Annotated in this window: 17 protein-coding genes and 1 pseudogene; 7 read left to right on the top strand and 11 right to left on the bottom strand. The window is 72.0% G+C overall.

Going from position 1 to position 25,261, the window contains the following annotated elements; translation table 11 throughout:
* Positions 1-46: 46 nt before the first annotated feature.
* Both DNK56_RS25585 and DNK56_RS25580 read right to left on the bottom strand, forming a co-directional pair.
* Positions 47-988 (bottom strand): MarR family transcriptional regulator, encoded by a 942-nt coding sequence (locus DNK56_RS25585; RefSeq protein ID WP_111338184.1) that lies wholly within the window; start codon positions 986-988, stop codon positions 47-49.
* Positions 989-1,302: 314 nt separating this feature from the next.
* Positions 1,303-2,169, bottom strand: coding sequence for an EcsC family protein (locus tag DNK56_RS25580; RefSeq protein WP_241990078.1), 867 nt, complete (start codon positions 2,167-2,169; stop codon positions 1,303-1,305).
* 197 nt (positions 2,170-2,366) lie between these two features.
* Here DNK56_RS25580 and DNK56_RS25575 point away from each other — a divergent pair, with 197 nt between their 5' ends.
* Positions 2,367-3,230 (top strand): helix-turn-helix domain-containing protein, encoded by an 864-nt coding sequence (locus DNK56_RS25575; RefSeq protein ID WP_111339594.1) that lies wholly within the window; start codon positions 2,367-2,369, stop codon positions 3,228-3,230.
* The gene (locus tag DNK56_RS25570) at positions 3,227-3,472 is read left to right on the top strand and encodes a DUF397 domain-containing protein (protein ID WP_111338182.1); all 246 of its coding nucleotides are present in this window, start codon (positions 3,227-3,229) and stop codon (positions 3,470-3,472) included. The genes DNK56_RS25575 and DNK56_RS25570 overlap by 4 nt, the downstream gene beginning before the upstream one ends.
* A 52-nt stretch (positions 3,473-3,524) precedes the next feature.
* Here the strand turns inward: DNK56_RS25570 and DNK56_RS25565 are convergent, their stop codons facing one another.
* From DNK56_RS25565 to ku, 4 genes and pseudogenes are all read right to left on the bottom strand, one after another.
* A complete protein-coding gene (locus DNK56_RS25565) occupies positions 3,525-9,050 on the bottom strand; it encodes a hypothetical protein (protein ID WP_111338181.1) in 5,526 nt (1,841 codons plus the stop codon).
* A 1-nt stretch (position 9,051) separates the two neighbouring features.
* On the bottom strand, positions 9,052-12,027 hold the full coding sequence (locus DNK56_RS25560; protein WP_111338180.1) for an SNF2-related protein: 2,976 nt from the start codon (positions 12,025-12,027) through the stop codon (positions 9,052-9,054).
* A 101-nt stretch (positions 12,028-12,128) separates the two neighbouring features.
* The gene (locus DNK56_RS25555) at positions 12,129-13,307 is read right to left on the bottom strand and encodes a serine/threonine-protein kinase (protein ID WP_111338179.1); all 1,179 of its coding nucleotides are present in this window, start codon (positions 13,305-13,307) and stop codon (positions 12,129-12,131) included.
* Positions 13,308-13,478: 171 nt separating this feature from the next.
* A pseudogene (gene ku, locus DNK56_RS25550) lies at positions 13,479-14,351 on the bottom strand (non-homologous end joining protein Ku); the annotation flags it as partial.
* A gap of 86 nt (positions 14,352-14,437) precedes the next feature.
* On the opposite strand from ku, the gene ligD reads away from it, so the two are divergent.
* The 5 genes from ligD to DNK56_RS25525 all read left to right on the top strand — a co-directional run bounded on the left by ligD (position 14,438) and on the right by DNK56_RS25525 (position 20,887).
* Entirely contained in the window at positions 14,438-15,331 is an 894-nt protein-coding gene (ligD, locus tag DNK56_RS25545; RefSeq protein ID WP_111338177.1) for a non-homologous end-joining DNA ligase, read from the top strand.
* A gap of 184 nt (positions 15,332-15,515) precedes the next feature.
* The gene (locus tag DNK56_RS25540; protein WP_111338176.1) at positions 15,516-17,627 is read left to right on the top strand and encodes a PBS lyase; all 2,112 of its coding nucleotides are present in this window, start codon (positions 15,516-15,518) and stop codon (positions 17,625-17,627) included.
* Positions 17,624-17,950 (top strand): zinc-ribbon domain-containing protein, encoded by a 327-nt coding sequence (locus DNK56_RS25535; protein ID WP_111338175.1) that lies wholly within the window; start codon positions 17,624-17,626, stop codon positions 17,948-17,950. The genes DNK56_RS25540 and DNK56_RS25535 overlap by 4 nt, the downstream gene beginning before the upstream one ends.
* 85 nt (positions 17,951-18,035) lie before the next feature.
* On the top strand, positions 18,036-19,415 hold the full coding sequence (locus DNK56_RS25530; RefSeq protein ID WP_111338174.1) for an FtsW/RodA/SpoVE family cell cycle protein: 1,380 nt from the start codon (positions 18,036-18,038) through the stop codon (positions 19,413-19,415).
* Positions 19,412-20,887 (top strand): penicillin-binding transpeptidase domain-containing protein, encoded by a 1,476-nt coding sequence (locus DNK56_RS25525; protein ID WP_111339592.1) that lies wholly within the window; start codon positions 19,412-19,414, stop codon positions 20,885-20,887. Before DNK56_RS25530 ends, DNK56_RS25525 begins: the two co-directional genes overlap by 4 nt.
* Positions 20,888-21,033: 146 nt before the next feature.
* On the opposite strand, the gene DNK56_RS25520 is transcribed toward DNK56_RS25525, so the two are convergent.
* The 5 genes from DNK56_RS25520 to DNK56_RS25500 form a co-directional block, all read right to left on the bottom strand.
* Positions 21,034-21,789 carry a nicotinamide mononucleotide transporter family protein gene (locus tag DNK56_RS25520; RefSeq protein WP_111338173.1) on the bottom strand — a complete coding sequence of 252 codons (756 nt, stop codon included), beginning with the start codon at positions 21,787-21,789 and terminating at the stop codon, positions 21,034-21,036.
* A 106-nt stretch (positions 21,790-21,895) separates the two neighbouring features.
* Positions 21,896-22,354, bottom strand: a complete 459-nt coding sequence (locus DNK56_RS25515; protein ID WP_111338172.1) for a riboflavin kinase — start codon at positions 22,352-22,354, stop codon at positions 21,896-21,898.
* A complete protein-coding gene (locus tag DNK56_RS25510) occupies positions 22,347-22,871 on the bottom strand; it encodes a flavin reductase family protein (protein ID WP_111338171.1) in 525 nt (174 codons plus the stop codon). The genes DNK56_RS25515 and DNK56_RS25510 overlap by 8 nt, the downstream gene beginning before the upstream one ends.
* A gap of 36 nt (positions 22,872-22,907) precedes the next feature.
* On the bottom strand, positions 22,908-24,254 hold the full coding sequence (locus DNK56_RS25505; RefSeq protein ID WP_111338170.1) for an NtaA/DmoA family FMN-dependent monooxygenase: 1,347 nt from the start codon (positions 24,252-24,254) through the stop codon (positions 22,908-22,910).
* Positions 24,255-24,293: 39 nt separating this feature from the next.
* Entirely contained in the window at positions 24,294-25,214 is a 921-nt protein-coding gene (locus DNK56_RS25500; protein WP_111338169.1) for a ribokinase, read from the bottom strand.
* Positions 25,215-25,261: the final 47 nt, after the last annotated feature.

Genomic DNA, 25,261 nt, shown 5'->3' with positions numbered 1-25,261 from the left:
GGCCCGCGCCAGAGTCGCACCGCGTACTCTGCGTGAGCGTACGCACTCAGCGTGTGCGCGCCAGGTCGCGGAGCCCGGCGACGCGGTCCGCGACCCCGTCCCGGCCGTCCGGTGCCGACGGCCGTGGCCCCGGGCCCCGGCAGGGGCGGCAGAGGCCGTCCGGGAGGGCGTCCGCCGGACCGGGGCGACCGCACTCGACGCACTCGACCCGGAGCCCGCTCGCGGGGTGGCCCTGTCGAGGCGGCTCCGGCAGCCGGGGCGGCATCTTGTCGCCCAGTCGGCGGCGGACCAGGCCGCGCGGATACACGACGTCCTCGGGAAGCCCGGCGGTGAGCGCCGAGGCCAGGCGGTCGGCGCCGACGCCGCGTGCGAGCCAGGCGGCGGCGAGCGGTTCCAGGGCGGCGCAGTCGGCGGCGGAGAGCGTCAGCCGGGGCTCGCGGCGGCCGAGACCGGCGAGGGCGAGGTAGGCGGCGGAGGGCGCGCCGGAAGCCCTGTACTCCGGCGGCGCGGGCGGCTCGGGGGCGGTGCGCTGCGGGGGCACGTCGATCGGCTCGGCAATCGGTTCGGCGGTCGGCTCGGGCGCCGGGGCGGCGGCCTCGCCGCAGAGCGCGGCGGCCCACCACTCGTTGTCGTGGGCGGTCCGGGACCAGTAGGTGTACGTCACCCACCGGCACGTGCCGTCCCCCTCGACCCGGCGGCGTACGCGGCGCAGGTGTCCGGCCACGGCGAGGGCGCGCAGGGCGGTGCCGATGGCCATCTGGCCGTACAGGGGCAGGTCCTTGGCCAGCGACTTGATGTCCATCGCGGCCCCCTCGGGCAGGCGGTCGACGTACGCCGCGACGTAGCGCTCGCGCTCGGGGAGGCCGGTGAAGTCCGCGGGGCGGGGCGAGTCCTGGCCGGGCGCGGAGCGCTTGCCGTAGCCGGTGCGGGCCGAACGGGGGCCTGCGGCGGAGGCGGGCAGGGCGGGACTAAAGTGCGGGGCAGCCATGAGATCGGGACTTTCTAGTGGGTCGATCTTGGGTCAGACCCCGGCCGGTGCGCTAACACCGCGTCGGGGTCGTTTCGTTGGGGGCACCGTAGGCAGCCGCGACACTGCGCTGCAACTCGCTCACTATTAGTCATACTTGCTGGCCGTGACGGGGTAGGGAGGGTGGGAGGGTTTCCCCTTCCTGCTTTTCCCCGCCGGATGAAAAACACCGCTCGGATCTCGGAGCTCGGAGCTCAAGCCCTGTGCCGGGCACCGGAGGAGGCTCCCCACGGCACTCGGAACCCGAGCTTCGGGATGCGAGATCCGAGCACCGGTCACCCCTCGACTTCCTTCCGGCGCCGCCCGATCCGCCAGTCGCGGCCCTGCTTGGGGATCTTCGCCTCGTCGGCGGCCGGGGGCTCTTCGTCCCGTACGACCTCACCCACCAGGACCTGCCCGGTCGGCACCGCGATCTCCAGGCCGGCGAGATGCTTCTTGAGCCGCTTCGCCATGGGGAGGAAGGTCGCCAGGGTAAACCCGCCGGACACCACGGCTCCGATGACGGGGATGGCCTTCGAGGCCGACTTGGCGAACGTCTGCTTCGTCATCTCGACGCCGAGGTATCCCGCGACCTTCTTCACGACCGGATAGACGACCCCCTGGGTCAGCGCCTTCTTCGGCAGTTGCTTGGCGACGTGCTCGGCCATGGCCGCCGCCACCTTCCCGACAGCGTCGTTGGCGACCTGGGTTCCGAACATCACTCCGAAGAACAGCGTGAGCATGCTTCTGGTCTCGTCGTCGAGATCGTCCTCGCCGGAGAACAGGTCGGGCCAGCTGTAGAGGTAGGCGAGCTTCTGCGAGACGCGCAGCATGTGGCCGACGTACTGGGCGAGGTCCGCCGGCACGGTGGCGGGCAGGGCGAGGACCCCGGGAAGGCCGGTGGCCGCCGAGATCGCGCTCACCTTGGCGGTCTCGTAGCGGATGGACTCGTTCGCCACCCGCTCCAGGACGTCGAGAGGTATCCCCGCCGCCGCCGGGGTCCCCTCCGTCGCCCTGCGTATGTCCTCCTCCGAGCAGTGGCGGCGCAGTGCCGTCCGGAGGTACGCGTCCCGGTCGATCCGTACGCCGGGAAGCTTCGCCGCAGCGGCGAGGAGAGCGGAGAACCGCGACTCCCCGTTCCCACTCGATTTGTCCATGTCCATGGCGGGAACGTACATGCGATCGACGCCTCGACGTGAACCTTCGCACGCAACGCCGAAGTCTCCGCTCGCACCAGCCCCGCACCGCGTACGCTGCGTCAGCGTACGCACACGCCTGGTGGACAGTACGCAGTCCCCGCCGCGACGATGACCCCGAGTCAGAAGCGGTACAGCGGGGTGCGGCGCGAAGGGTGGCCACGATGGCCTACGGGAACACGGACGGCGGTACGGGATCGGCGGGCGGCGCGGAGCCGGAGACTTCGGACAGCTTGCGCACGTTCGGCGCGGTTGTCCATGCCTTGCGCGAACACGTCGGCCTGAGCCGCGAGGAGTTCGGCAAACGGGTCGGCTACTCGAAGCACACGATCGCCTCCATCGAGCAGGGCCGCCGGTGGCCGGAGCGCGGCTTCGTGGAGAGCGCGGAACCTTTGCTCGGCAACACGGGAGCCCTTCGCAAGGCCGCGCCCTACCTGACCCGGCAGCCCGGGCTCGCGAGCTGGTTCGTGCAGTGGGCGCGCCTGGAGGCGACGGCGATCAGCCTCTACACCTACGAGTGCCGGGTGATCCCCGGCCTGTTGCAGACCGAGGCGTACGCACGAGCCGTCTCACTCGACGTCCCGCCCCTGCCGGACCCGGAGGAGTTGGAACAGCGGATCGCGGCGAGGATGGCCCGCCAAGAGCTGCTGTCCGTCAACCGGAAACCGCCAACCGCGTTCAGCTTCATCGTGGAACAGGCGGTGCTGGAGCGCCACACAGGCGGGGACGACGTCACGCGCGAACTCCTGGACCACCTGATCGAGTTGATTGAGAGCAACTGGAATGTGGAGTTTCAGATCATGCCGTTGCGTCGGCCGACGCACGCGGGACTGGATGGCCCCGTCCGTCTGGCCGAAACGCCGGACCACCGTTGGTTCGCGTACTCGGAGGGTCAGCAGAACGGACGGCTGATCTCCGATCCGAAAGAGATCAGCGTGCTCCAGCAGCGTTATGCGAAACTGCGCTCACAGGCTCTGACTCCCGAGGACTCGCTGAGCCTGCTGAAGCGAATGCGAGGAGCGCTATGAGCACGTCCGGCCTGACCTGGTTCAAGAGCAGTTACAGCGGCTCGCAGGGGGACGCCTGCGTCGAGGTGGCCATGGACTGGCACAAGTCCAGCTACAGCGGCTCTCAGGGTGACGACTGCGTCGAGGTGGCCTCCTGCCCCACGGCGGTCCACGTCCGGGACTCCAAGGACCAGCACAGCCCCGAACTCGCCCTCTCCCCCACGACCTGGAACGAGTTCATCGCGTACGCGTCCCAGAGTTGACGGCGTACGCAGTGCCCCGCACCGGACAACTCCAGTGCGGGGCACTGTCGGTTCACGGCGCCCGGGTGCCCTTGTCGATGGCTTCCTGGAGGCGCGCGGAGAAGTACGCGTGCGCCTCGCGCATCTCCGCCTCGCGGTTCGCCTTGTAGAAGGGAGCGGTGTAGCCCTCGGGAGGCTCGGACCGTTCCTTCTTCTGGTAGGCGAGAAACTGCTCGTAGTGCGCCTTGGTCTGGCCGAAACCGTAGGTGTAGCGGTTCCCCGCGATCTTCCGCTCAGCGGAGTCGAACCACGTCACGGCGTCGAAGTCCTGCATGATCGGAAACCGGGCTTTGTACATGGCTACTAGGGCATCGGCACTGACACCGAGCCAGACGGCTACGAGCGCGTCGATTTCCACGAGGGCCGCGCGCCGGGCTCGCTCGGTGCGCAGAGGCGTGTTCCGCGTCCACGTCGGTCCAACGGCGTGGAGCGGCTGCAACTCGGGCCAGGCACACGCCCAGGGCTCGTAGGCGGGCCAGGTGGAGTCGTACAACTCCTCCCAGAGATCCGCGTAGGCATTGGTAAGGCAGTTGAGGCGGAGGGTGCGGAGCAGAAGGGCTGACGCCAGCGGATGGTCCGGCACCGGTGCGGGGAGACGTCGAGCCTGCGCGACATCGAGATGCCCCACACGGGTTGTGCGGAGTAGGTAGTCCACTGGGATGGCCGACCAGAAGCCTGCGGTGAGCACTGTGGTCCGCAGGTCGTGCACGTCAGCACTTCGAACCGCGTGAATGTGCGCAAGGCCCGGTGGAACAATCGCGGCGTAAAGGCTGCGTTCGGTGTCCGGCGCGATGAACTCCCGCCACGCCACCCGGTAGAACTCCGTGTACGGCCGACGCAGCCGCCGCAGCAGCTCCGCCTCCAGCTGGTCGTCCGTGACCTGCGACGCCTCCACGCCGAAGCGCCGCGAGGCCAGATCACGCGCCCGCGTCACCTCGCGCTCGGACTGTTTCAGCTCCTCCAGCGTCCTGCCGTCGCTCCACACGTCCTGCGCGGCCCGGTACACCTCCGGCTGCGCGACGTGCACGTACTCCGACTCCGGAACGGCGTCGTCCGCGAGGGTCTGCGGGTTCAGGCCCAGCACCTCGCCGCCGCCCTGGCTCGGCTGCTTGAACATGGGGTTGGCGAGGCCGATCTGCGGGCCCTTGAGGATCACCTCGGACCAGTCGGCCGGCTGCTTGACCACACCGGCCGCGTCCGGCTTGTTGTAGTCGATGAGGTCGGCCGCCTTGGCACCGCTCTCGTCGTAACCGCGAGCAATCTGCGGCTCGTACTCCGCCAGGCGCAGCGAATAGTCCGCCAGCGCGTCGATCGCCTGGGCCTCCGCCGTACTCACCGGCGACAGCAGCCGGGCCTGCCGCACTGGCTGTGCGTCGTCGCCCGTCAGCCTCTGCCACCGTGCGAGCACGCTCTCGTCCACGCGGACGATCCGCTTGCGGTGCGGGCGTTCGTCCCAGCTGTCACCGTAGCGAACGCCGGGGTCGGGGCTCGTACCGTCGTCGTCCGCCGACAGACGCAACGCGTCCACGGAGAAGAGCCAGGACAGATGGTCGAAGCCGATCTCGCCCGCCTCGCCGTAGACGTGCACCCCGAAGTGGCTGGACCGGCCGACAGGTGGCGGGAAGAAGCGGTTGCCGGAGTTCACGAAGTCCCCGTGCACCCGCAGTCGCGCGTACGCCGCCTCCCGCAGCCGCCCCTCCTTGTCCCCGCTGAAATGCGAGTCCGGGTGGACGAGACCCACGGAGCCGTGCCGGGCCGTGTGGCGCCAGGTCTGGCACATGAACGCCCGGTACAGGTCCGGTTGGGTGCCCGTGAGCAGCGGGTACATCGCGCCGGAGCCCAGGATCTCGCTCGTACCGCTCGTCGATGCCAGCTCCGAGAGGAGGTAGGCGTGTGCACGCGGTGACTCCAGCAGCGCTTCGCGCCGCCGGACGCGTTCCGCCTTGGAGGGCTTCTCGGTGAGCATGAACCACGGTTCGTGCTCGGCCAGTACCGGGTTCTCCTCCCACCTCGGCCGCACCCACGGCGGGTTCCCCACCTGGAGGTCGAACCCGCCGCTCGGCCCCCGGAACACGTGCGCGAAGTGCAGCTCCCAGTGGAAGAAGCCGTGGCCGTCCTCCGCCTTTATGTCCTTCTCCGTGGTGCCCGCGATGTCCTCGACCGTGTTCAGCCACGGGTAGCGGAACGGCAGCAGCGCCGCCGGCCTCATCCCGAGGAACCCCTCCAGGCGGTCCTCCACATCGCCCAGCACGCCCAGCGCCTCGTCCGGGGCCAGCTTGTCGATGCCCGAGAGCAGCGACTCCTCCGGCATGTCCGACGTACCGAGCAACGCTTCCAGGAAGTCCAGCCAGTCACCCAGGGTCTGCAACGGGACGGTGGTCCGCTCCGGCTTCCGGCCGGCCGGCTTGCCCGCCGCCTTCTTCGGCTTCCCGGCGGGCGCGTCCTCGCCCAGCTCCCCCTGCTCACCGTCCGGGTCGTCGAAAAGGCCGGCCCTCCGCCACAACTGGTCCCCGGGGGCCGAGGACGCGACCGGCTCCGCGGGCGCCGCCGGTTCCGGCGTACCGCCCAGCCGCCCCCACACCGACGCCTCGTCGAGCAGCGCGCCGCCCCGGGCGTACGCCGCGTCGGTGCCGTCCAGCTCGCCGACGCGGTCCAGCGGCCAGAACCACAGCGCGCACCAGGCGTCCATGACCTTCTTCAGGCGCCAGTACGGCGTGCCCTCGCGGGTCAGGTCGTCCAGGACCTTCTGCTTGTCCTCGGCCTCCTCCGACTGCCCGAGCCAGTCCGCGCCCCAGACGTCGACGCGGCGGGCGACGGCGCGTTCGGAGAGTTCGAGGCGGGTCGCGACGAGCGACCACAGGAACTCGGCGCGCCGGGCCACGCCCTGGAGGCGGCCCAGCTCGGTCCTGTCGGCGGACTTGCGCCAGCGGTCGTACCGCTTCCGCCGGGCGTCGGCCGGCTCGTCGCCGCGCTCCTGGAACGGCTTGCCGCCCTTCGGGGCCTTCTGGACGGCCCTGCGCCACTTGGCGAGTGCCGTCGCCTCGTCCGGGGCGAGCTTCTTCGCCTCCGACTCGCCCGCCACCGCGCCCCAGCCGATCGCGGGCAGCAGGAACTGGTGCACCGCGCCCTCGGGCAGCGGGCCGTCCCGGAACGGGAGGTCCTTCGGGGGCAGGGTGCCCTTCTTGGCCAGCCACTGGCCGTGCGGGAGGACGCCGGCCTCGTACACCTTGCGGCCCGCGCCGATGAGCGAGTTGCCGCGCCGCAGGTGGAAACCGAACCAGGGCGCCCGCATGCCGGGGTGCATGGAGTTGAGCCAGAGGGAGACCTCGGCCAGCTCGACCGCCGTGGCGTTCAGGTCCACGCCGTAGGCGTTGTGCAGGGCGATGTACGCCTTGGCCTTCTGGAGCTCGACCTGCCGCAGCTCCGGGTCCACCCGGCGGTCCAGCTCGCGCTCACGGCGCCGCAGGTACTCGGCGGCCACCTGGTCGATGGCCTCGTTGAGGAACGCGCCGGAGCCCAGTGCCGGTTCGCAGATCTTCCACCCCAGCAGCTCCCTGGCCGCCGTCGTGGAGCCGTCCTGGTCGAGGCGGTGTTTGAGGGCCAGTTCGACGGTGACCTCGGTGAGGGACTTCGGGGTGTAGTAGGAGGCGGAGGTCTGGCGGTCGCGGCCGGCCAGCCGGTAGACGAAGGAGCCCTCGGGGTGGACGACGCGCTCCTTGCGGCCCGTCTCCTCGTCGGTCCGCTTCACGAAGACGGCGTCCTCGTAGTCCCGGGCCCGGGAGGCGGGCACCATCCAGCTGCCACCGGAGGGGTCGCCGCCCTTGGCGACCTCGTACAGCTCCTCCTGGGCGATGAAGCCGGTGTACGACATCAGGCCCTCGTACACCGCGCCGAGCTGGTTGATGCCGAGCTGGGCGTACGAGATGAAGCCGCCGCGCTCCCGGCCCCTGCCCCGGGTGAGCATCAGGCGGCGCAGCACCTTGTGCAGGGTCTCGTTGCGCAGCCGGGTGTCCAGGAAGGGGCGGCGCTTCTCGCCCTCGCCGCCCCGGTACGCCGGGTTCTCGACCCGGTCGTCCGAGATGAGGCGGACGGCGTCCTTGGTGAACAGCTCGGAGCGCAGCGCCTCGAAGCGCAGACCCTCGCTCGTGGAGCGGGCCGCGGCGCGGCGGGCGCGGTCGGCCTCCCGGACGCGTTCGGTGTACTCGCCCCGGCCGATCGTGCCGGCGGCCAGCAGATCCGAGGCCCGGCTCTCCGACGCCGCCGCCTCGCGGGCCGCCGCCTCCGCGACGAGGTCCTCGGGCTCGGTGCCGTAACGGCGGTGACCGTTCTCCACCTTCTCGAAGAGGAGGTCCAGCGACTCGTAGAGGTGGAAGCCGCGCCGGGAGCGCTCGCCGACGAGGTCGCGCAGGACGAGGTCGCCGAGGCGCTGGAGCCCGTAGCCCCGCTCGTACTCGGGGTAGTCGGAGGGAAGGATGCCGAGGGTGGGGCTCGCCTCCGCGTACAGCAGGAACAGGATGCGGTACAGGTAGCGCAGGGACTCGCGGCTGAGCTCCTTGGCGAGGAGCGCCGGGTCGTCGAGCTCGGCCGGGCGGATGCCGTTCCCCGGCTCCCGCAGGCGGTCCAGGACCTCGTTGGCGATCCACTCGACGCTGAGGCGCAGGCCCTCGCGCAGTTCCGTGGAGACGCCCACCGCGTGCTTGCCGGAGCGGTCGAGGCAGACGGCGAGGGGCGCGGTGCCGCCCTCGGCGGGGACCCGCAGCGCGTCCGCGCCGAACAGCGCCGCCAGCGTGTCGAGTTCGCCGCCGTGGCGGTCGTCGCGGCGGTGCAGGGCCGTGTCCAGGTCGGCCGCCAGGTAGCGGCCCTCGGGCCAGGTGAGACGGTCGGCGAGGACGACGACGCCGCCGACGAGCAGCAGGACGTGGCGCGGGGGCACGTCGCAGCCGAAGAAGAAGTCGGTGAGGGCCTTGGCGTCGAGCAGGTCGGGCGCGGAGGTCTCCGTCTCGACGGGATGGAGCAGCCGGCCCGCGCCGTCCGGATCCAGGGCGGCGTCGGGCTCGGTCGTCCAGCCGCAGCCGACCGCGTAGACCCCCGGTTCGGCGTGGAGGACCTGGACGGCGTACGCGCGGTCGGCGCGGTGGACCGTCACGGTCTGCTCGTGGGCGCCCGTGTAGCCGAGGGCGTGCAGGGTGTCGAGGTGGCTCCCGGTGCACCTCTCGCGCCACCCCTCGGGCAGTGGGGCGTCCGGCTCGGCGAGCGCGGCGGCGTCCTGGGCGAGCGCGGCCCGGCCCGCGAAGTAGGGGCCGTGCAGGGCACGCAGGCCCTCGCGGGGGGTGCGGACGCGCGGCGGGACGGTGTCGGGGCCGAGGCCCCGGCGGGCGGCGTCGGCCACGGCGTCCGCGTGGCGGCGGCGCTCGGCCTCCTCGAAGGCGGCCCAGCGGGTGAGGAGTCCGTCCTTGGCCTTGAGGTCCTTGGGGAAGACCTCGGCGAGGTAGTGGGGCGAGAGGTAGTCGCCGTGGTTGACCAGCGAGTCGTACGTCACGTCAGTTCTCCGCCTGGGCTTCGGTAGAGGGAGCGGGGCCGCCGGGGCGGTCCAGGACGGCAAGGACCCGGAGCAGCGGCCGGCCGGTGGTGCGCAGCTGGTCCAGGAGACGGGCCAGTTCGTCGGCGGTCTCCTCGACGACGCGCTCGCGGCGTCCGGTGACACCGGGCAGCAGGGAGTCGGTACGCCACCGGGCCACGTGTGCGCGGTAGGCGGCGAGCGGCCCGCTGATCCGCTCCTCCCACTGGTCCCGGCCCGCGTCGAGGTGGCTCCGGGCGGCGGCGACGGCCGCCGGGACGAGGGTCTGGAGCCGGGCGAGGTCGTCCGGGTCCCCGGTGCGGGCGAGCCTCGGGCCGACCTTCGCCTCGCGCAGCGCGTCGGCCATGGGGCGCACCTCGGGGGTCCCGGTGCCGTCGGGCCGGATGCCGGTGACGGCCATCCAGCGGACCACGGTCGGGCGGCCGAGGGCGTTGGAGTGGATGCCCTGGACGAGGAAGACCGGGCCGTCGACATGCGGCGTGGTGATGACCGGGGCCTCCTGCCGGCCGAACTCCACCAGGACCTTGTCCGTCAGCCACTCCACCACCGGGTGGATGTCGGTGAGGAAGGAGACCTCCGGCCACAGGGTGCTGCCGCTGTCCCTGGCCTCGGTGAGCTTGCGCTGTGCGAGGGCCCGGTCGAAGGTGACCAGCATCCGTTCGGCGACGCGCTGCTCCTTGAGGTAGGAGGGCGGGAGGGCCTTGAGCCGGTGCAGGAGGTCCGGGGCCAGGGCGGGTGAGAGGGAGAACCAGGCGCCGCCCTGGGCGTCGGTGCCCGACGCCAGCCCGATCAGCTCCTCGGCACGGTCCTGGTAGACCTCGTCGAAGGCGGTGGCGACGAAGTCGGCCGTGTCCCCGTCGAACAGCGAGATCAGCTCCGCGCGGGCGGGCGGTTCCTGTTCGGTGATCGCGTCCACCTGGCCGAAGAGGTCGGCGAGCCCGGTGTCCTCGGTGGGGGCCTGTTCCAGGAACTCCTCGACCGAGCCGCCCCTGACCAGCTCCTTGATGAGCCGGCGCTCCTCCTCCTCCGCCCGGTAGAGACCGGAGACGGCTTCGGCCGTGCCGTCCAGCTTGTGGGCCTCCTCCTCGCGCCGGAGCAGCTTCTCGGCGACCGTGCGGTCGTCCTTCGCGCCCGGGACGGCGGAGGTGAGGATCAGTGCGTGGAACCGGGGTTCGTGCTTCTGCCCGTACCGGTCGATACGGCCGTTGCGCTGCTCGATGCGGATCAGGGACCACGGGATGTCGTAGTGCACGAGGTGGTGGCACTGACGGTGCAGGTTGACGCCCTCGGACGCGACGTCGCCGGTGAACAGCAGCCTGACGGGGGTGTCGGCGAGACCGAACGCCTCCAGGACCTTGCCCTGCTCCTCGTCGCTCAGGCCGCCGTGCATCACGGCCACGGCCTTCGACGTGGCGTCGGGGCCCGCCGGGAAGCCGAGGCGGGCGGGAACGACCTCGGCGAGCCAGGTCAGGGTGCGGACCCGTTCGGAGAAGACCACGGCCCTGATGGTGGAGCGGGGGCCGACGCCGATCTCCTTGAGCTGGGCGACGAGGGCGTCCAGCTTGGCGGAGTCGCCGGGCGCGGTGCCGTCGCCCATACCGGAGACGATGTCCCGGAGCCTGGCGAGGGCGGACTGCTCGCGGGCGAGGGCCGGGTCGGGCGTCAGCCCCTTCTCCTCGGCCCTCCTGGCCCGGTCCGTCAGGGAGGTGATCCGGTGGGCGACCGTCTCGCCCAGGGCGACATGGGAGGACAGAAAGGTCTTGAGCAGGTTGTAGGCGAAGACCGGTTCCACGGCGACCGATACGGCGTCGCGGTCGGCGGTCCCGAACTCCGTGCTCGCCGGCGGGGCGGGGATCCAGTGCTCGGCCAGTTCGGCGAAGACGCGCTCCTCCGCTTCGGTGGCCGTGCAGTGGCGGGAGTCGGTCGGTCCCCGGTCCGGCCACTCGGTGCCCATCTCGTCGCGGACCTCGGGGCTGATCTTGGTCCGCCGGATGAAGAGGTGGCCCAGATCCGCCACCGGGTCGTAGCGGTCCCGGTCCGCGATGGCCGCCGGGTCCAGCAGGGAGATCAGATCGGCGAAGGACCGCTTGTCGCCGTTGTGCGGGGTCGCGCTGGCGAGCAGCAGGGCGTCCGTGCGCGGCGCCAGGGTCTCGGCGAGGGCGCGGCGCTGGCTGCCCGGGTTGATCAGGTTGTGCGACTCGTCGATGACGACGGCGTCCCAGCGGATGCGCTCCAGATGGTGCCGGTACTGGCCGATGTTCTTGAGGGTGTCCACGGAGATGATCACGCGCTTGTAATGCGTGAACGGGTTTCGTCCCGCCGGTAGTTCACGCTGGACGCGCTGGATGCCGAGCGAGTCGAGCCGTACGAGCGGGATGGAGAAACGCGTCCACAGCTCGTGCTGGAACTGCTCCAGGATGCTCTGCGGAGTCACCACGAGGATGCGCTCGCCCCGGCCCCGGCGGATCAGCTCGGCCAGCGTCAGCCCGATCTCCAGGGTCTTGCCGAGACCGACGACGTCCGCGATCAGGACCCGGGGCCGGAGGTTGCGCATGGACAGCGCGAGCTCGGCGGGACGCCGCTGGTAGACGAGCGGGTCCAGGAGGAAGCGGTCGGCGAGGGCGAGGCCCCGCTCCGACTGGGGCAGCGGGGTCTTGCGCAGGGCGGCCTCCAGGAACAGGCGGCTGCGCCGGAAGTACGACGAGGTGTCGGGCACGAGGACGGTCTTCTCCGGGTCCAGGAGCTCCACCCGGTCGATGCCGCTGAAGAAGACGGCCTCCTCGTCCCGGACGAACTCGGAGACGCCGACCGCCTCGATCCTCTCCCCGTCGTAGTCGGTCGTGGCGGTGTTGCGGACCAGCCACTCCTCGTCCCGTACGAGGATCTGCGCCCCCGGCGGAAACCGGGTGCCCTCCTGCGTCGCCCCCTGGTCGGTCACCCGCGACCCCTTCGCTTCCCGTACGCCGTGCTTTTCGCCACGGCAAGTCTGTCACGGGGAGACGGGAGGCCGTAGGGGGTGCCGCCGGGGCCCCGTCCCGCTCAGAAGCGGGCCTCCCGGGCGTAGGCGGCGCGCATGCGTTCGGCGATCCGCAGGGGCGCGGCGGGGCGGGGCGCGGCCCCCCGTCCCGGCGGGCGGCGGGGGTGCCCCTCCGGAGCGGGTGGCTCATCGGCGGTCAGGTCCTCCTCGGTGGCCTCGCCGGTGGTGGTGGGGTCCGCGGTACCGGGTGCCGCCGGAGGACCGGGATGCTCGTCGTCCTCGACCGCCGCCTGGTCGATCACGGTGGGGGTGTAGGCGGGCCGGTCCGTCCCGGGCGCGGGCGCGGGGGCGGGCAGCTGGGGCACGCTGATCTCGGGCGTGAGGTCCGTGAGGCGCCGTTTGGCCTGCAGCGCGGTGAGGCCCAGGGCCCGGATGACGCCCACCAGCCGGTCGGTCACCTCGGGCAGGGCGGGCCGGGCAGCGGGGTCCGATGCCAGCATGTCCGTGATCAGTGGGACCAGTTCGGGCGGGGCGCCCGTCAGATCCGGGTGGGTCGCCCGGTCCTCGATCTTGAGGGCGACGGCCTGCCAGGTCGGTCCGTCGTACGGATAGTGGCCCGTCACGGCGAAGAGCAGTACGGCGCCGAGTGCGTACACGTCGGCGGACCGGTCCAGCCGCTGCTCGCCCCGGGCCTGCTCGGGGGGCATGCAGAGCACGCTGCCGACGACGAAGCCCGTGGCCGTCAGGGTGGTGCGGCGTTCGGCCAGCACGGCCAGACCGAAGTCGATCACCTTGGGGCCGTAGCGCGAGAGCAGGATGTTCTGCGGCTTGAGATCGCGGTGCAGCAGCCCGGCCTCGTGGACCGTGCCGAGCCCTTCGGCGAGCAGGGCGCCGAGGCTGGCCGCCTCGGTGAGCGGAAGCGGCCCCCGCGCGGCGACGAGAGTCCGCAGATCGGGCCCCGGGACGTACTCCACGGCGAGCCACGGCCGTTCGGCGGCCGCGTCCGCGCCGACGAAGGCCGCGACGAACGGGCCGTAGACCGTGCGCAGGCTCTCCACCTCGGACATGAAACGTGCCCGGGTGTCCTCGTCGAGCACCGACGATCTGATGACCTTCACGGCGGCCTGGTGGCCCGCGGCGGACTCTCCCAGATACACCTGCCCCATGCCGCCGGAGCCGATCCGGCACACGAGCGTGAAGCCCCCGATCTCCCTCGGGTCGTCGTCGGTCAGCGGTTCCACGGCGCCACGCTCCCCCTTCGCGGCCCGTCCTCCCCGCGATCGCGCGAGGCAGTCCCACCCGGACCAGCCCGCAGTCTATGCGGGACCCTCCTCGCCCTGTACCGGCTTCCGCCCGTCGCGCCGGGCCCGGTACGCACGGGGCACGCAACGGTCGTACGCGGTACGCGGTCAGGCGGAGGCACGTTTGCGGGGTGCGGTGCGCTTGGAGCCCGACTGCTTCTTCTTGGCCGTCTTCCCGGCCGTCTTCTCCTCCCCCTCCTCCTCGCCCCGTGCCTCCTTCGCGGCGCGCACGCTGCTCTCCAGGGCCGCGAGCAGGTCGATGACCTTGCCGCCGCCCTCGGCGCCCTCGCCGGCCGGTTCCGGGGTCCCGCCGGACGCCTTGGCGGCGATCAGCTCCTCGACCGCCTCCCGGTAGTCGTCGTGCAGCGAGTCCATGTCGACCTCGCCGAGGGTGTCCATCAGGGCGTCCGCGAGGTCCAGCTCCGCGTCGCGGACGGTGACGTCGGACTCCGGGGCGACGCCCTCGGGCGCCCGGATCTCGTCCGGCCAGAGCAGTCCGTGCATGGCGATCACGTCGTCCACCACGCGCAGCATGCCCAGCCGCTCGCGCCCGCGCAGGGCGTACTTGGCGAGGGCCACCTTGCGGCTCCGCTTCAGGGCCTCGCGCAGCAGGGTGTACGGCTTGGCCGCCGGTACGCCGTTGGCGGAGAGGTAGTAGGCCGCGTCCATCTGGAGCGGGTCGATCGCGTCGGCCGGGACGAAGGCGACGATCTCGATGGTCCTGGCGGTGGGCAGCGGCAGCCGGCTCAGATCCTCGTCGGTGATCGGGATCATCGTGCCGTCGGCGTCCTCGTACGCCTTGCCGATCTCGGCGGACGTCACCTCCTCCCCGTCCAGCTCGCACACCTTGCGGTAGCGGATGCGGCCGCCGTCCTCGGTGTGGATCTGCCGGAACGAGATCGAGTGGTTCTCGGTGGCGTTGACCAGCTTGATCGGGATGCTGACCAGCCCGAAGGAGATGGCGCCGTTCCAGATGGATCTCACCGGTTCACCCCTTGGATCGGAAGGTGCGGGTAGTCGCGGGTGGTGGAGAGGCGAAGAAAATCCCTTGTGCGTGTGATTCTTATCGTATGACGCCGATCACGGAGGTGGAGGGGCGACGCCTGTCCCTGAGCAACCTGGACAAGGTGCTGTATCCGGCCACCGGCACCACGAAGGGCGAGGTGCTGCACTACTACGCGACCACGGCGTCCGAGGTGCTGCTCGCCCAGCTGCGGGACCGGCCGGTGTCGTTCCTGCGCTATCCGGACGGCCCGCGGGGGCAGCGGTTCTTCACCAAGAACCCGCCGCCCGGTACGCCGTCCTGGGTACACCGGACCCCGGTGCCGCACCGGGCGAGCGAGCCGTCCGAGCAGGTGGTCGTCCAGGATCTGGCCTCGCTGATGTGGGCGGCCAACCTGGTGGTGGAGTTCCACACCCCGCAGTGGCGGGCCGCGACCCCCGCCGTGGCCGACCGGCTGGTGTTCGACCTCGACCCCGGGGCGCCCGCGACGGTCGTGGAGTGCTGCCGGGTCGCGCTCTGGCTGCGGGAGCGGCTGGCGGAGGACGGCCTGACGGCGTACGGGAAGACCTCCGGCTCCAAGGGCCTGCATCTGCTGGTCCCGATCACCCCCACGGACTCGGCGGCGGTGTCGGCGTACGCGAAGGGCCTCGCCGTCCGCGCGGAACGGGAGCTGGCGGACCTGGTGGTGCACCGGATGCGGCGGGCGCTGCGGCCGGGCAAGGTGTTCGTGGACTTCAGCCAGAACGCCGCTGCCAAGACGACCGCCACGCCCTACACGCTGCGCGCCCGGCCCGAACCGTCCGTGTCGGCGCCGGTCACCTGGGCGGAGATCGAGGACTGCCGCTCCCCCGGCGCTCTCGTCTTCCTCGCGGGCGACCTGGCCGGCCGGCTGGACCGGTACGGCGATCTGCTGGCGCCGCTGTCCGATCCCGCCCGGTCCTGCCCGATCCCGGCACCGTAACGGCGTTCCCCGCGCCCCGGGCGGCGCCCCCAGGTTGGCCGGTTCACGCCGCAGCCATATCGCACCGGCGGGAGTCTTGTCATGCCGCAGGGCAAATGCTCGCCGGGGCCGGTCGGATTGTCCGGCCCGTGGTGCACACTCTGCGCAGACACTGCTTGCGTGACGTCGGTGGGGAGGCGATGGCGTGTTCGCGGGGATCGACGAGGTCGACTGGGCCTCGATGGAGCATGCCTACGGGCCGGCGGACGATGTGCCCGCCCTGCTGCGGGGGCTGGCCTCCCCCGATCCGGCGGAACGCGAACGCGCCCTGGACGGGATGTACGGGGCGGTGCACCACCAGGGCGACGTCTATCCGTGCACGCTCGCCTGCATCCCCTTCCTGCTGGAACTGGTCACCGACCCCGCCGTCCCGGACCGGGGCGACATAGTCGAGCTGCTGACCAGCATCGGCGGCATCGACCTCGGTGAGGACGACGAGGCGGAGCTGGGCGAGGACGAGGCGGAGGGCGCGGCCAACTACGCGATGGCGGCGGCGGCCGTCTCGGCGGGCGCCGGCGTCTTCTTCGGACTGCTGGCCGACGACGATCCGGGCGTACGGCAGAGCGCCCCGCTCGCCCTGGCCGCCCTGCACGACGACCCCGCCAGGGTGCTGACCCTGCTGCGGGCCCGGCAGGCGGCGGAGCGGGACGAGGAGGTACGGCTGGCGCTGGTCGAGGCGGCCGGGCGGCTCGCGCTGCGGCACCGCCCGCTGGCCGGGGCGGTCGGTGACTGGCTGGGCCGGCTGGTCGCCGAGGCCAACCCGCCGGGGCTGCGGCTGGCCGCCCTGGCCCAGCTGGCCCGCTGCGCACCGCGCGCGCTGCCCGGCGATGTGGTGCCCGTGGTCACCGGGCTGCTGGCCGAGCTGCGCGCCTCCCCCGGTCCGGGCGGGCCCAGGACGCGCGGCGCGGAGCCGGCCGGGTCCGCCGCCGAGGCCGCCCCGGTGACGCTGCTGGGGCAGATCCGGGCGCTGTCCACCGAGGAGAGCGCCGGACGGACGGCGCCCTGGACCGCCGATCTGCTGCGCACCCTGCACGCCGGGCTGGACGACCGGGTCGCGGACCGGACGGTGCTCCTGGCCGACCAGCTGCGCAGCCCCGACCCCTGGCAGCGCGTCGACGCGGTGCGCATGGCCAACGGGCTGATCGGCGGCTGGCGGGGCTCGTACACGGAGCTGGTCCGGCTGGTGGGCGAGCAGCTCGCCGCGCCCGAGCCGAAGCTGGCCGAGGCCGCCGCGCATGTGCTGGAGGGGCTGTTCGGGCTGGCCGCCCCGGCGGCGGAGGCGCTGGCGGAACAGGTCGCGTCCGACCCGGCCGGCTGGGTCAGGCGGTGGCCGGACGGGCGCACCCAGCTGGGCGGCGCGGCGCGGGCCCTGGCCCGGCTGGGCGATGCCCGCGCCCTGCCGGTCCTGGCGGCGGCCCTGGACGAGCCACTGGTGCCGTACGACGTGGGGCCGGGCATCGCGCGGCTGGGCGAGGTGGCCCGGCCGCTGGCCGGGGTGCTGCGGCGCCGGCTGGCCGGTGCGGCGCTGGACGAGCGGGCGTACGACCGGGTCGGCCCGCTGCTGAGCGGGCTCACGGCGCTGCGGGCGGGCGAGGCCGCGCCGGAGGTGCTGCGGGTGCTGCGCGAGGCGCCGGAGGTCCGGGGCGAGTGGCTGCGTACGGCGGCGCTGCGGGCCCTCGCCGCGTTCGGGCCCGCGGCCGGCTGCGCGGTTCCCGAGCTGCGGCGGCTGGTGCGGGGCGACGGCTCGCAGGAGGCGGTCGAGGCGGCCGGGGCGCTGTGGGCGGTGGAGGGGGACGCCGAGGCGGTGCTGCCCGCGCTGCTGGGCGGGCTGAGGGCGGACAACGTGTACGCGCGGCGTGCGGCGGCGGACGCGCTGGGCGGCCTGGGCGAGCGGGCGGCGACGGCCGTGCCCCGGCTGCGGGGGCTGCTGCGCCACCGGGAGCTGTGGCTGCGGGTGGACGCGGCGATCGCGCTGTGGGAGGTTTCCGGGCGGGCCGCCGAGTCCCTTCCGGTGCTGCTGGCGGCCTGGGAGGAGAACCGGCACGTCCGGGTCCGGGTGGCGGAGTGCCTGGCGCGGATGAGGCCCGCCGGTGCGGAGCCGGACGCGGCGCGGGTGCTGCGGGCCGAACTCGCCTCCGTACGCCGTCACAACGCCACCGACGGGGTGCACGGCAGCCATGACACGTACACGGACGAGAAGTTGCTGGCGCTGTGCCGCCGGGCGCTCGCGGGGAAGACGGGGAAGGAACCCACATGATCATTTTCGGTACGCGGGGTTATCTGTACCAGCTGGCGATCCTGACGCTGGTGTGCGGCTGGTGCGGGAATCCGGCGGCGCACACGCTGCGCAAGCGGATCACGAAGTTCACGCTGTTCTTCGTGCCGCTGTTCCCGATCTCGACGAAGTTCGCCACGCAGTGCACGTTCTGCGGCGGCGAGCAGCGGATACCCGCGGAGCAGGCCGATCAGCTGCTGTCCCAGCACGTGGCGTCGCAGGACGGCAACCCGTTCGGCGGGGCGCCGCAGCCGGGGTACGCGCCGGGCGCGCCGGGCCAGGGGCAGAACCCGTACCAGCGGTGACCGGCGGAGACGCGAGCCCCGCACCCGGCGGCTCCGCGTCCCGACATGACCGATATGACCCCCACCTCTTGCTACGTTGCGGGGCATGACCGCATCGACGGCGGACGCGCGCCCGCCCGAACCGCGCCTGCCCAGGCGGCGCGGCGTGGAACTCTCGCTCCTCATCGGGGCCGTCCTGATCTCCGTCTACGGCTACGCCGCGGTCGGTCTCGCCCACGACGACGCGGTCCCGCCCGATGTCGCGGGGTACGCGGGCGGTCTGGGGCTGCTCGCGCTGCTGGCCCATCTCGCGGTGCGGCTGCGCGCCCCGTACGCCGATCCGCTGCTGCTGCCGATCGCGGTGCTGCTCAACGGGCTGGGCCTGGTGCTGATCTACCGGCTGGACCTGGAGACGCCGGGCGACCGGGCGGCGACGACGCAGCTGATCTGGTCCACGATCGGCGTCGCGTTCTTCATCGCGGTGGTGGTGTTCCTGCGCGACCACCGGGTGCTCCAGCGCTACGCGTATCTCTCGGTGGCCGCCGCTCTCGTCCTGATGATCGTGCCCATCTTCTTCCCGGCGGTGAACGGGGCGAAGATCTGGATCAGGGTCGCCGGGTTCTCCTTCCAGCCGGGTGAGTTCGCCAAGATCCTGCTCGCGGTGTTCTTCGCCGCCTATCTCGCGGCCAACAGCAACGCCCTCGCGTACACCGGGCGCAGGATCTGGCGGCTCCAGCTGCCCACCGGGCGGGTGCTCGGGCCGATCGTGGCCATCTGGCTGATCAGTGTCGGGGTGCTGGTCCTGGAACGCGATCTGGGCACCTCTCTGCTGTTCTTCGGCCTGTTCGTGATCCTGCTGTACGTGGCGACGGGCCGGACCGGCTGGATCGCGGTGGGGCTGCTGCTCGCGGCGGTCGGCGCGTTCGTGGTGGGCTCGTTCGAACCGCATGTGCACAGCCGGGTGCAGGACTGGCTCGATCCGTTCGCCTCGATCGACGCCGGGCGGGGGCCGGGCCAGCTCGCCCAGTCGCTGTTCGCGTTCGCGGCCGGCGGGATGCTCGGTACCGGGCTCGGCCTCGGGCACTCCGTCCTCATCGGGTTCGCCGCCAAGTCCGACTTCATCCTGGCGACGGCCGGCGAGGAGCTGGGGTACGTCGGCCTGACGGCGGTGTTCCTGCTGTACGCGCTGCTGGTGGCGCGCGGGTTCCGGGCCGGGCTCGCCCTGCGCGACGCGTTCGGGCGGCTGCTGGCGATCGGGCTGGCGTCGATCCTGGCGCTCCAGGTGTTCGTGATCGCGGGCGGGGTGATGGGGCTGATCCCGCTGACCGGGATGGCGATGCCGTTCCTGGCGCAGGGCGGTTCGTCCGTGGTCACCAACTGGATCATCGTGGCCCTGCTGATCCGGGTGAGCGACCTGGCCCGCAGACCCGCGCCGCAGGAGGCGGACGCGGGGATCGTGGCGCCGGTCGCGGAGGGCGGGTGGTGATCCGCTACATCCGGCACGCCGCCGCGTTCTGCCTGCTGCTGCTCGTGGCCCTGCTGGCGAACGCGGCCCGCGTGCAGGTCTTCGAGGCCGACGAGCTGGACGCCAACCCGGCCAACCGGCGCACCACCATCGCCCGCTACGACCAGCCGCGCGGCAACATCCTGGTGGACGGCCGGCCCGTCACCGGCTCGGTGGACACCGGCGAGCAGCTGGCGTACGAACGCACCTACCGCTACGGGCCCCTGTACGCGCCGGTGACCGGCTACGCCTCGCAGACGTACGGCACCACGCTCATCGAGAACGCCGAGGACCCGGTGCTCTCGGGCACCGATCCGCTGCTGGCCCCGCTCCCCCTGTGGGGCGAGGTCAGCCGGGACCGGCAGCCCGGCGGGGACGTCGTCACGACGGTCCGGGACGCGGTGCAGCGGGCCGCGTACGAGGGGCTCGGCAACCGGCGGGGCGCGGTCGCGGCCGTCGAACCGGCGACGGGGCGCGTGCTGGCCCTGGTCTCCACCCCGTCGTACGATCCCGGGCGGCTCTCCGGGACCGGCTCGTCCGTCACGGACGCCTGGCGGGAGCTGAACGGGGCGGCGAGCCGGCCCATGCTGAACCGGGCGATCCGGCAGACGTATCCGCCCGGCTCCACGTTCAAGATCGTGACGGCGGCGGCGGCGCTGGACGCGGAGGTCGTCACCGATCCGGACGCGGCGACCGACACGCCCTCCCCGTACGTGCTGCCGGGCACGTCGACCGTGCTGCCCAACGAGTCGCGGGGCTGCGAGAAGGCGTCGCTGGCCGATGCGATCCGGGTGTCCTGCAACACCGTCATGGCACATCTGGGTGTGGAGGTCGGGCTCGACGGGATGGTGGCGGCGGCCGAGCGGTTCGGCTTCAACGACGCCGGGCTGCGCATCCCGTCCGGGGTGGCGGCGAGCAACTTCGACACGGACATGAGCGACGACCAGCTGGCCCAGTCCTCGATCGGGCAGTTCGACACCACGGCGACCCCGCTCCAGATGGCGCTGGTGGCGGCGGCCGTCGCCAACGGCGGGGAGCTGATGTATCCGCATCTGGTGGAGCGGACGACCCGGCACGACGGCGCCACCGTCCGCACCACCGGCTCGCGTGCGTACCACCGGGCGATGAACCCGCTGACGGCGACGCGGCTGCGGCAGATGATGGTGGACGTCGTGCGGGACGGTACGGGCACGAACGCGGCGATCGACGGGGCGACGGTCGGCGGCAAGACCGGCACCGCCCAGCACGGCGTGGACAACTCGGACCTGCCCTACGCCTGGTTCATCTCCTGGGCGCAGGCGGACGGCGCGGCCCGCCCGGCGGTCGCGGTCGCGGTCGTCGTGGAGGACGCCGAGGCCGACCGCGCCGACATCAGCGGCGGCGGCAGCGCGGCCCCGATCGCCCGTGCCGTGATGGAGGCGGCCCTGCGCGACCAGGGCGTGTTCGGAGAGTAGCGCCGTCCGCCCGGCAGGCGGCACGTTCGGAACACGCTCCGGGGCCTGTATCGAGTTCCCCGTCCGCACGGCGGGCGAACGACGGGGAACTCGATACAGGCCCTGGGGCCGACCGGCGAACGGGCACGGGCTACCGGGGTCCGGGGTCAGCCCGCGGGACGGGCGTCGCCTGCGGGTTCGGGCTCCGTCCGGCCGCCGGCCGGCGAGGAGACGGCCGACGCTCCGGTGCGGCTCTCCAGCACGACGGTGGGTTCCATCGGTGACGACACGTCCTGGCCCTTGCTGCGGGAGGCCCAGTCGCGGATGCCCATGACGACCATGACGAAGAAGATCGCGTAGACGATGCCGGAGAAGTACAGCTCCGAGTAGATGGCGAGCGGCACTCCGACGAGATCGACGGCGAGCCAGACGAACCAGAACTCGATGTAACGCCGCGCCTGTGTGTACATCGCGAGAATCGAGCCGATGAAGATCCAGGCATCCGCGAGGATCATCCACATGGGAGCGCCCGGATAGAACGAGGCGTCGGTCGCGTTGAGCAGAGCCGAGAAGCCGAAGGTGCCCAGAGCCATGGCCGCGATCAGGACCAGGCGCTCGCGGCCGGAGGCCCAGCGAACGTTGATCGAGCCCTCCTTCTCCCTGCTCCGCTTCCACGTGGCCCAGCCCCACGAGGCTGATATGATGATCACGACCTGCCGCGCCGCGTTGCCTCCGAGATGCACGTTGAGGCTTGCGATCAGCAGCAGGACTGAGCCGAGGATCTGCACCGGCCAGGCCGTGAGCGAACGCTTCAACGCCAGCCAGACCGTGGCAAGGGCCAGGATGTTGCCCAGGAAGTCCGACCAGTAGACGGGAATGCCGAACAGGTCGAACTGCTGGTTCAACCACTCGAGTGCGCTCATGAATAACACCTTTGTCCGTGAGCAGGGCTGAGATGGGTGTCCGGGTGGGGCCGGGTAGGGGTGCGCCGGGTCCGGCGGAAGTGCCGGACCCAGCGGGGAATGAGTCTCAGGCGGACGCGGCCGGCCTGAGAGCGGTGCGGATTTCGGCGAGGACGCGCTGTCCACGATCGGAGGCGAGCAGAGCGTCCGACCGGACCACGTCCTGCCGTGCGGCGCGCACCAGGGCATCGACCGACGAGAACTTGACGGTGTCCCTGATGCGTTCCACGAACCACACGACGACACGTTCTCCGTACAGCTCACCGGCCGCGTCGTGGCAGTACACCTCGATGTGTACGTCCGTCGTGTCGCAGAACGTGGGATTGGACCCGATGCTGATCGTCCCGCGGTGGACTCCGCCGGTCGATCGCCGTACGAACCAGCCGCTGTAGATCGCGGGCGGCGGGACCGGTGATCCGGGGTCGGCCGCGATATTGGCGGTGGGGAACCCGAGCCCGCGGCCTCGGCCGGCACCGTGCACCACGGAACCGGTGAGAGGCGCGCGGGCGTCCGGGCGGTTACACATGGGGGGCGAGCTCCCGGAACTGACTGGTGTGGAAGACGAGCGGTTCCACACCGGAGAACAGTTCCACCGTCAGCAGTTCGAGGAGCACGATCTCGTGGTCACCACCGTCGTAGCTCGCCCCCACGCGTGCGGTCAGCCAGAGCGCGGCGTCCTCGATCAGGACACCCCCCTCGGGCGTGGCCCGCCAGGCGACACCCTCGAAACGGTCCGCGTTCCTGGAGGCCAGCCGCCGGCAGAGGGAACCCTGCTCACCGCTGAGCACGCTGAGCCCCACGACGGGCGCCGACGACAGACGCGGCCAGGTGGTCGAGGTGCGGGCCACACTGATGGCCACCATGGGTGGCTCCAGCGAAATGGAGACGAACGAGCTCGCCGCGAAGCCCACCGGCTCGTCGCCGCGCACCGCGCCGATCGCGACGACGCCGGTCGGGAACGCCCCGAATGCCTGCCGCAGTGTGGCCGCATCCAGGGGTACCGGTGCCAGGGCGCCGGACTGGTGTGGGGCAGACGTGACCATGGTGTTCGACTTTCTCTCGTTGCCGCTGGGTGTTGCTCAGTGCCGGTACTGCGCGGCGGGGTGACTGGCCGGCAGCGCACGGTCCGAGGCGCCGGTGAGCCGCTCGCGCAGGCTCTCGCCCTCCGTGTACTCGCCGCGGAACGCGCCGCGCTCCCGCAGAATCGGCAGAACCGACTCCACGAAGTCCGTGGTCGAGGCCGGCTGGATCGCCGGGGAGAGCAGGAAACCGTCCAGGTCCGCACCCTCGGCGAGCGCGCAGATCTCGTCCGCGATCTCCTCCGCGGTACCCACCACGGGGCGCGCGCCGACACCATGGGTGTGCCAGTCGGCGAGGACGTCACCGACCGTCTTGCCGGCGAAACGGGCCACCTGCGTCTGCGACATCTCGGTGGACAGCTCCGTCATCGGTGTCTCCGGAGCGTACGAGGACAGGTCCAGACCGGTGAACATCGCGTAGCTGGCGACGGTCACCTCCGGCCGCTGGGCGTCGAGAATCCGCTGGTAGCGCCGCTCGGCGTCGGAAGTCGTGGCACCGACCACGCAGGAGAAGGCCGACATCACCTTCACCTCGTCCGCGCGGCGGCCCGCCTTGACCGCCTCCTCGCGGATGGAGGAGGTGTGCCCCGCGAGCTGCTCGATCGAGCCGCTGCCCACGAACATGCACTCGCCGTGTCGTCCGCCGACACGGCGGCCGGCCGGCGAGGCGCCCGCCTGGAACAGCACCGGCGTGCCCTGCGGGGAGCGCGCCGTGTTGCCGTACCCCTCCGAGCGGAAGAACGGGCCCTCGTGCTTGATCAGGTGCACCTTGTCCGGGTCGGCGAACCGGCCGTTCTTGTCCTTCTCCAGGGCGTCCGGCTCCCAGGCGCCCTCCCAGTACTTGTAGACCAGGTCGAGGAAGTCCTCGGCCATGCGGTACCGGTCGTCATGGGCCACCATGTCCATGCCGAACGCCTTGACGGCGGTGTCGGCGGTGCCGGTCGTCACCACGTTCCAGCCGACCCGGCCGCCGGAGAGCTGGTCGATCGTGGCCATGCGTCGCGCGAAGGCGTACGGCGGCTCCACGAGGACCGACCCCGTCATGACCAGGCCCAGGTTCTTCGTGGTCGACAGCAGGGCCGACGCCACCACCATCGGGTCGAGCCGCGGCAGGTCGAGCGTCTCCTCCGTGGCGATCGGGGGACGGGTACCGGCTATCTCCGACCAGCCCCAGGCATCGGCGAGGAACAGGAAGTCCAGCTTCGCGTCCTCGCAGACAGCGGCGAGTTCGCGCCAGTATTCCAAGGTGTCGAACAGGTGCCGCTTGCTGTCGGGGTGACGCCAGGTCGCGGTGCCGCTCGCGTTGGTCTGCGCGTTCTCGAACACGCCGATCTTGAGGTTCCTCATGGGTGGTTCTCCGTTGTGCTGTTGATGCCCTGCGGGGGGTCAGGAGGCGGCGATGACCGCCGGTGCGTCCAGTTGTGCCGCATACGGCATGGACGACTGCGCGCCGAGGCCGGTGACGGCGTGCGAGGCCGCGCGCACCGCGCGTGCGACGGCGGACGCGAGATCCTCGCCGCGCCCGAGGGCGTCCGCGAGTGCGCCGCAGAAGGTGTCGCCGGCACCCACGGTGTCGACGGCGTCCACGAGCGGCGCGGGAACATGTGTGGTCTGTGTGCTGTGGGCTTCCTTGAGGACCGCTCCGTCCGCGCCCAGTGTCACCACGACGGCCCGGCAAGGCAGGTCCGCGTTCTCCAGCAGGACGCGGACGGCGTCCACCGTGGCGGGCCGGTCGACACCGAGCAGCGTGGCCAGTTCGCCCTGGTTGGGGACCAGGACATCGACGGCGGCGAGCGTCTCCCGCGCCACCGGACGGGCCGGGGCGGGGTTCAGTACCACGATACCGCCCTGCCCGCGGGCGCGCAGAACCGCTGCGTCCACCACCTCGGAAGCGATCTCGTGCTGGACGACGACAACCTCGCCCGGCACGCGAACCAGTCGCTGGGGCAGGTCCCCGACACCGAGCCGGGCGTTGGCACCCGCATGCACGACGATCGAGTTCTCACCGGCCGCGTCGACGACCACGGCGGCGATCCCGGTCGGGGCCTCCTTGTCGGTACGCACGGTGGCGACGTCCACGCCTTCCGACTCCAGCGCGCCGAGGATGCCGGCGCCGTCCGTGCCGGTCCGGGCCACAAGCCGGACCCGCGAACCGAGGCGGGCGGCGGCAACGGCCTGGTTGGCCCCCTTGCCGCCGACCCCCTTCACGAAGTGGCTGCTGAGCACCGTCTCGCCGGGGCGCGGCAGGTCCTCGACAGTCAGGACAAGGTCGCGGTTCACCGAACCGACAACGGTGATGGACGGCATGTGCACTCCTTGGGAGATCGATCTCCCACATGCTCCATCAGGGCATC

This window comes from Streptomyces sp. AC1-42W, assembly GCF_003248355.1.
Lineage (GTDB): Bacteria > Actinomycetota > Actinomycetes > Streptomycetales > Streptomycetaceae > Streptomyces.
The sequence above is the reverse complement of the archived record's forward strand: the minus strand, read 5'-3'. Positions and strand labels throughout refer to the sequence as shown.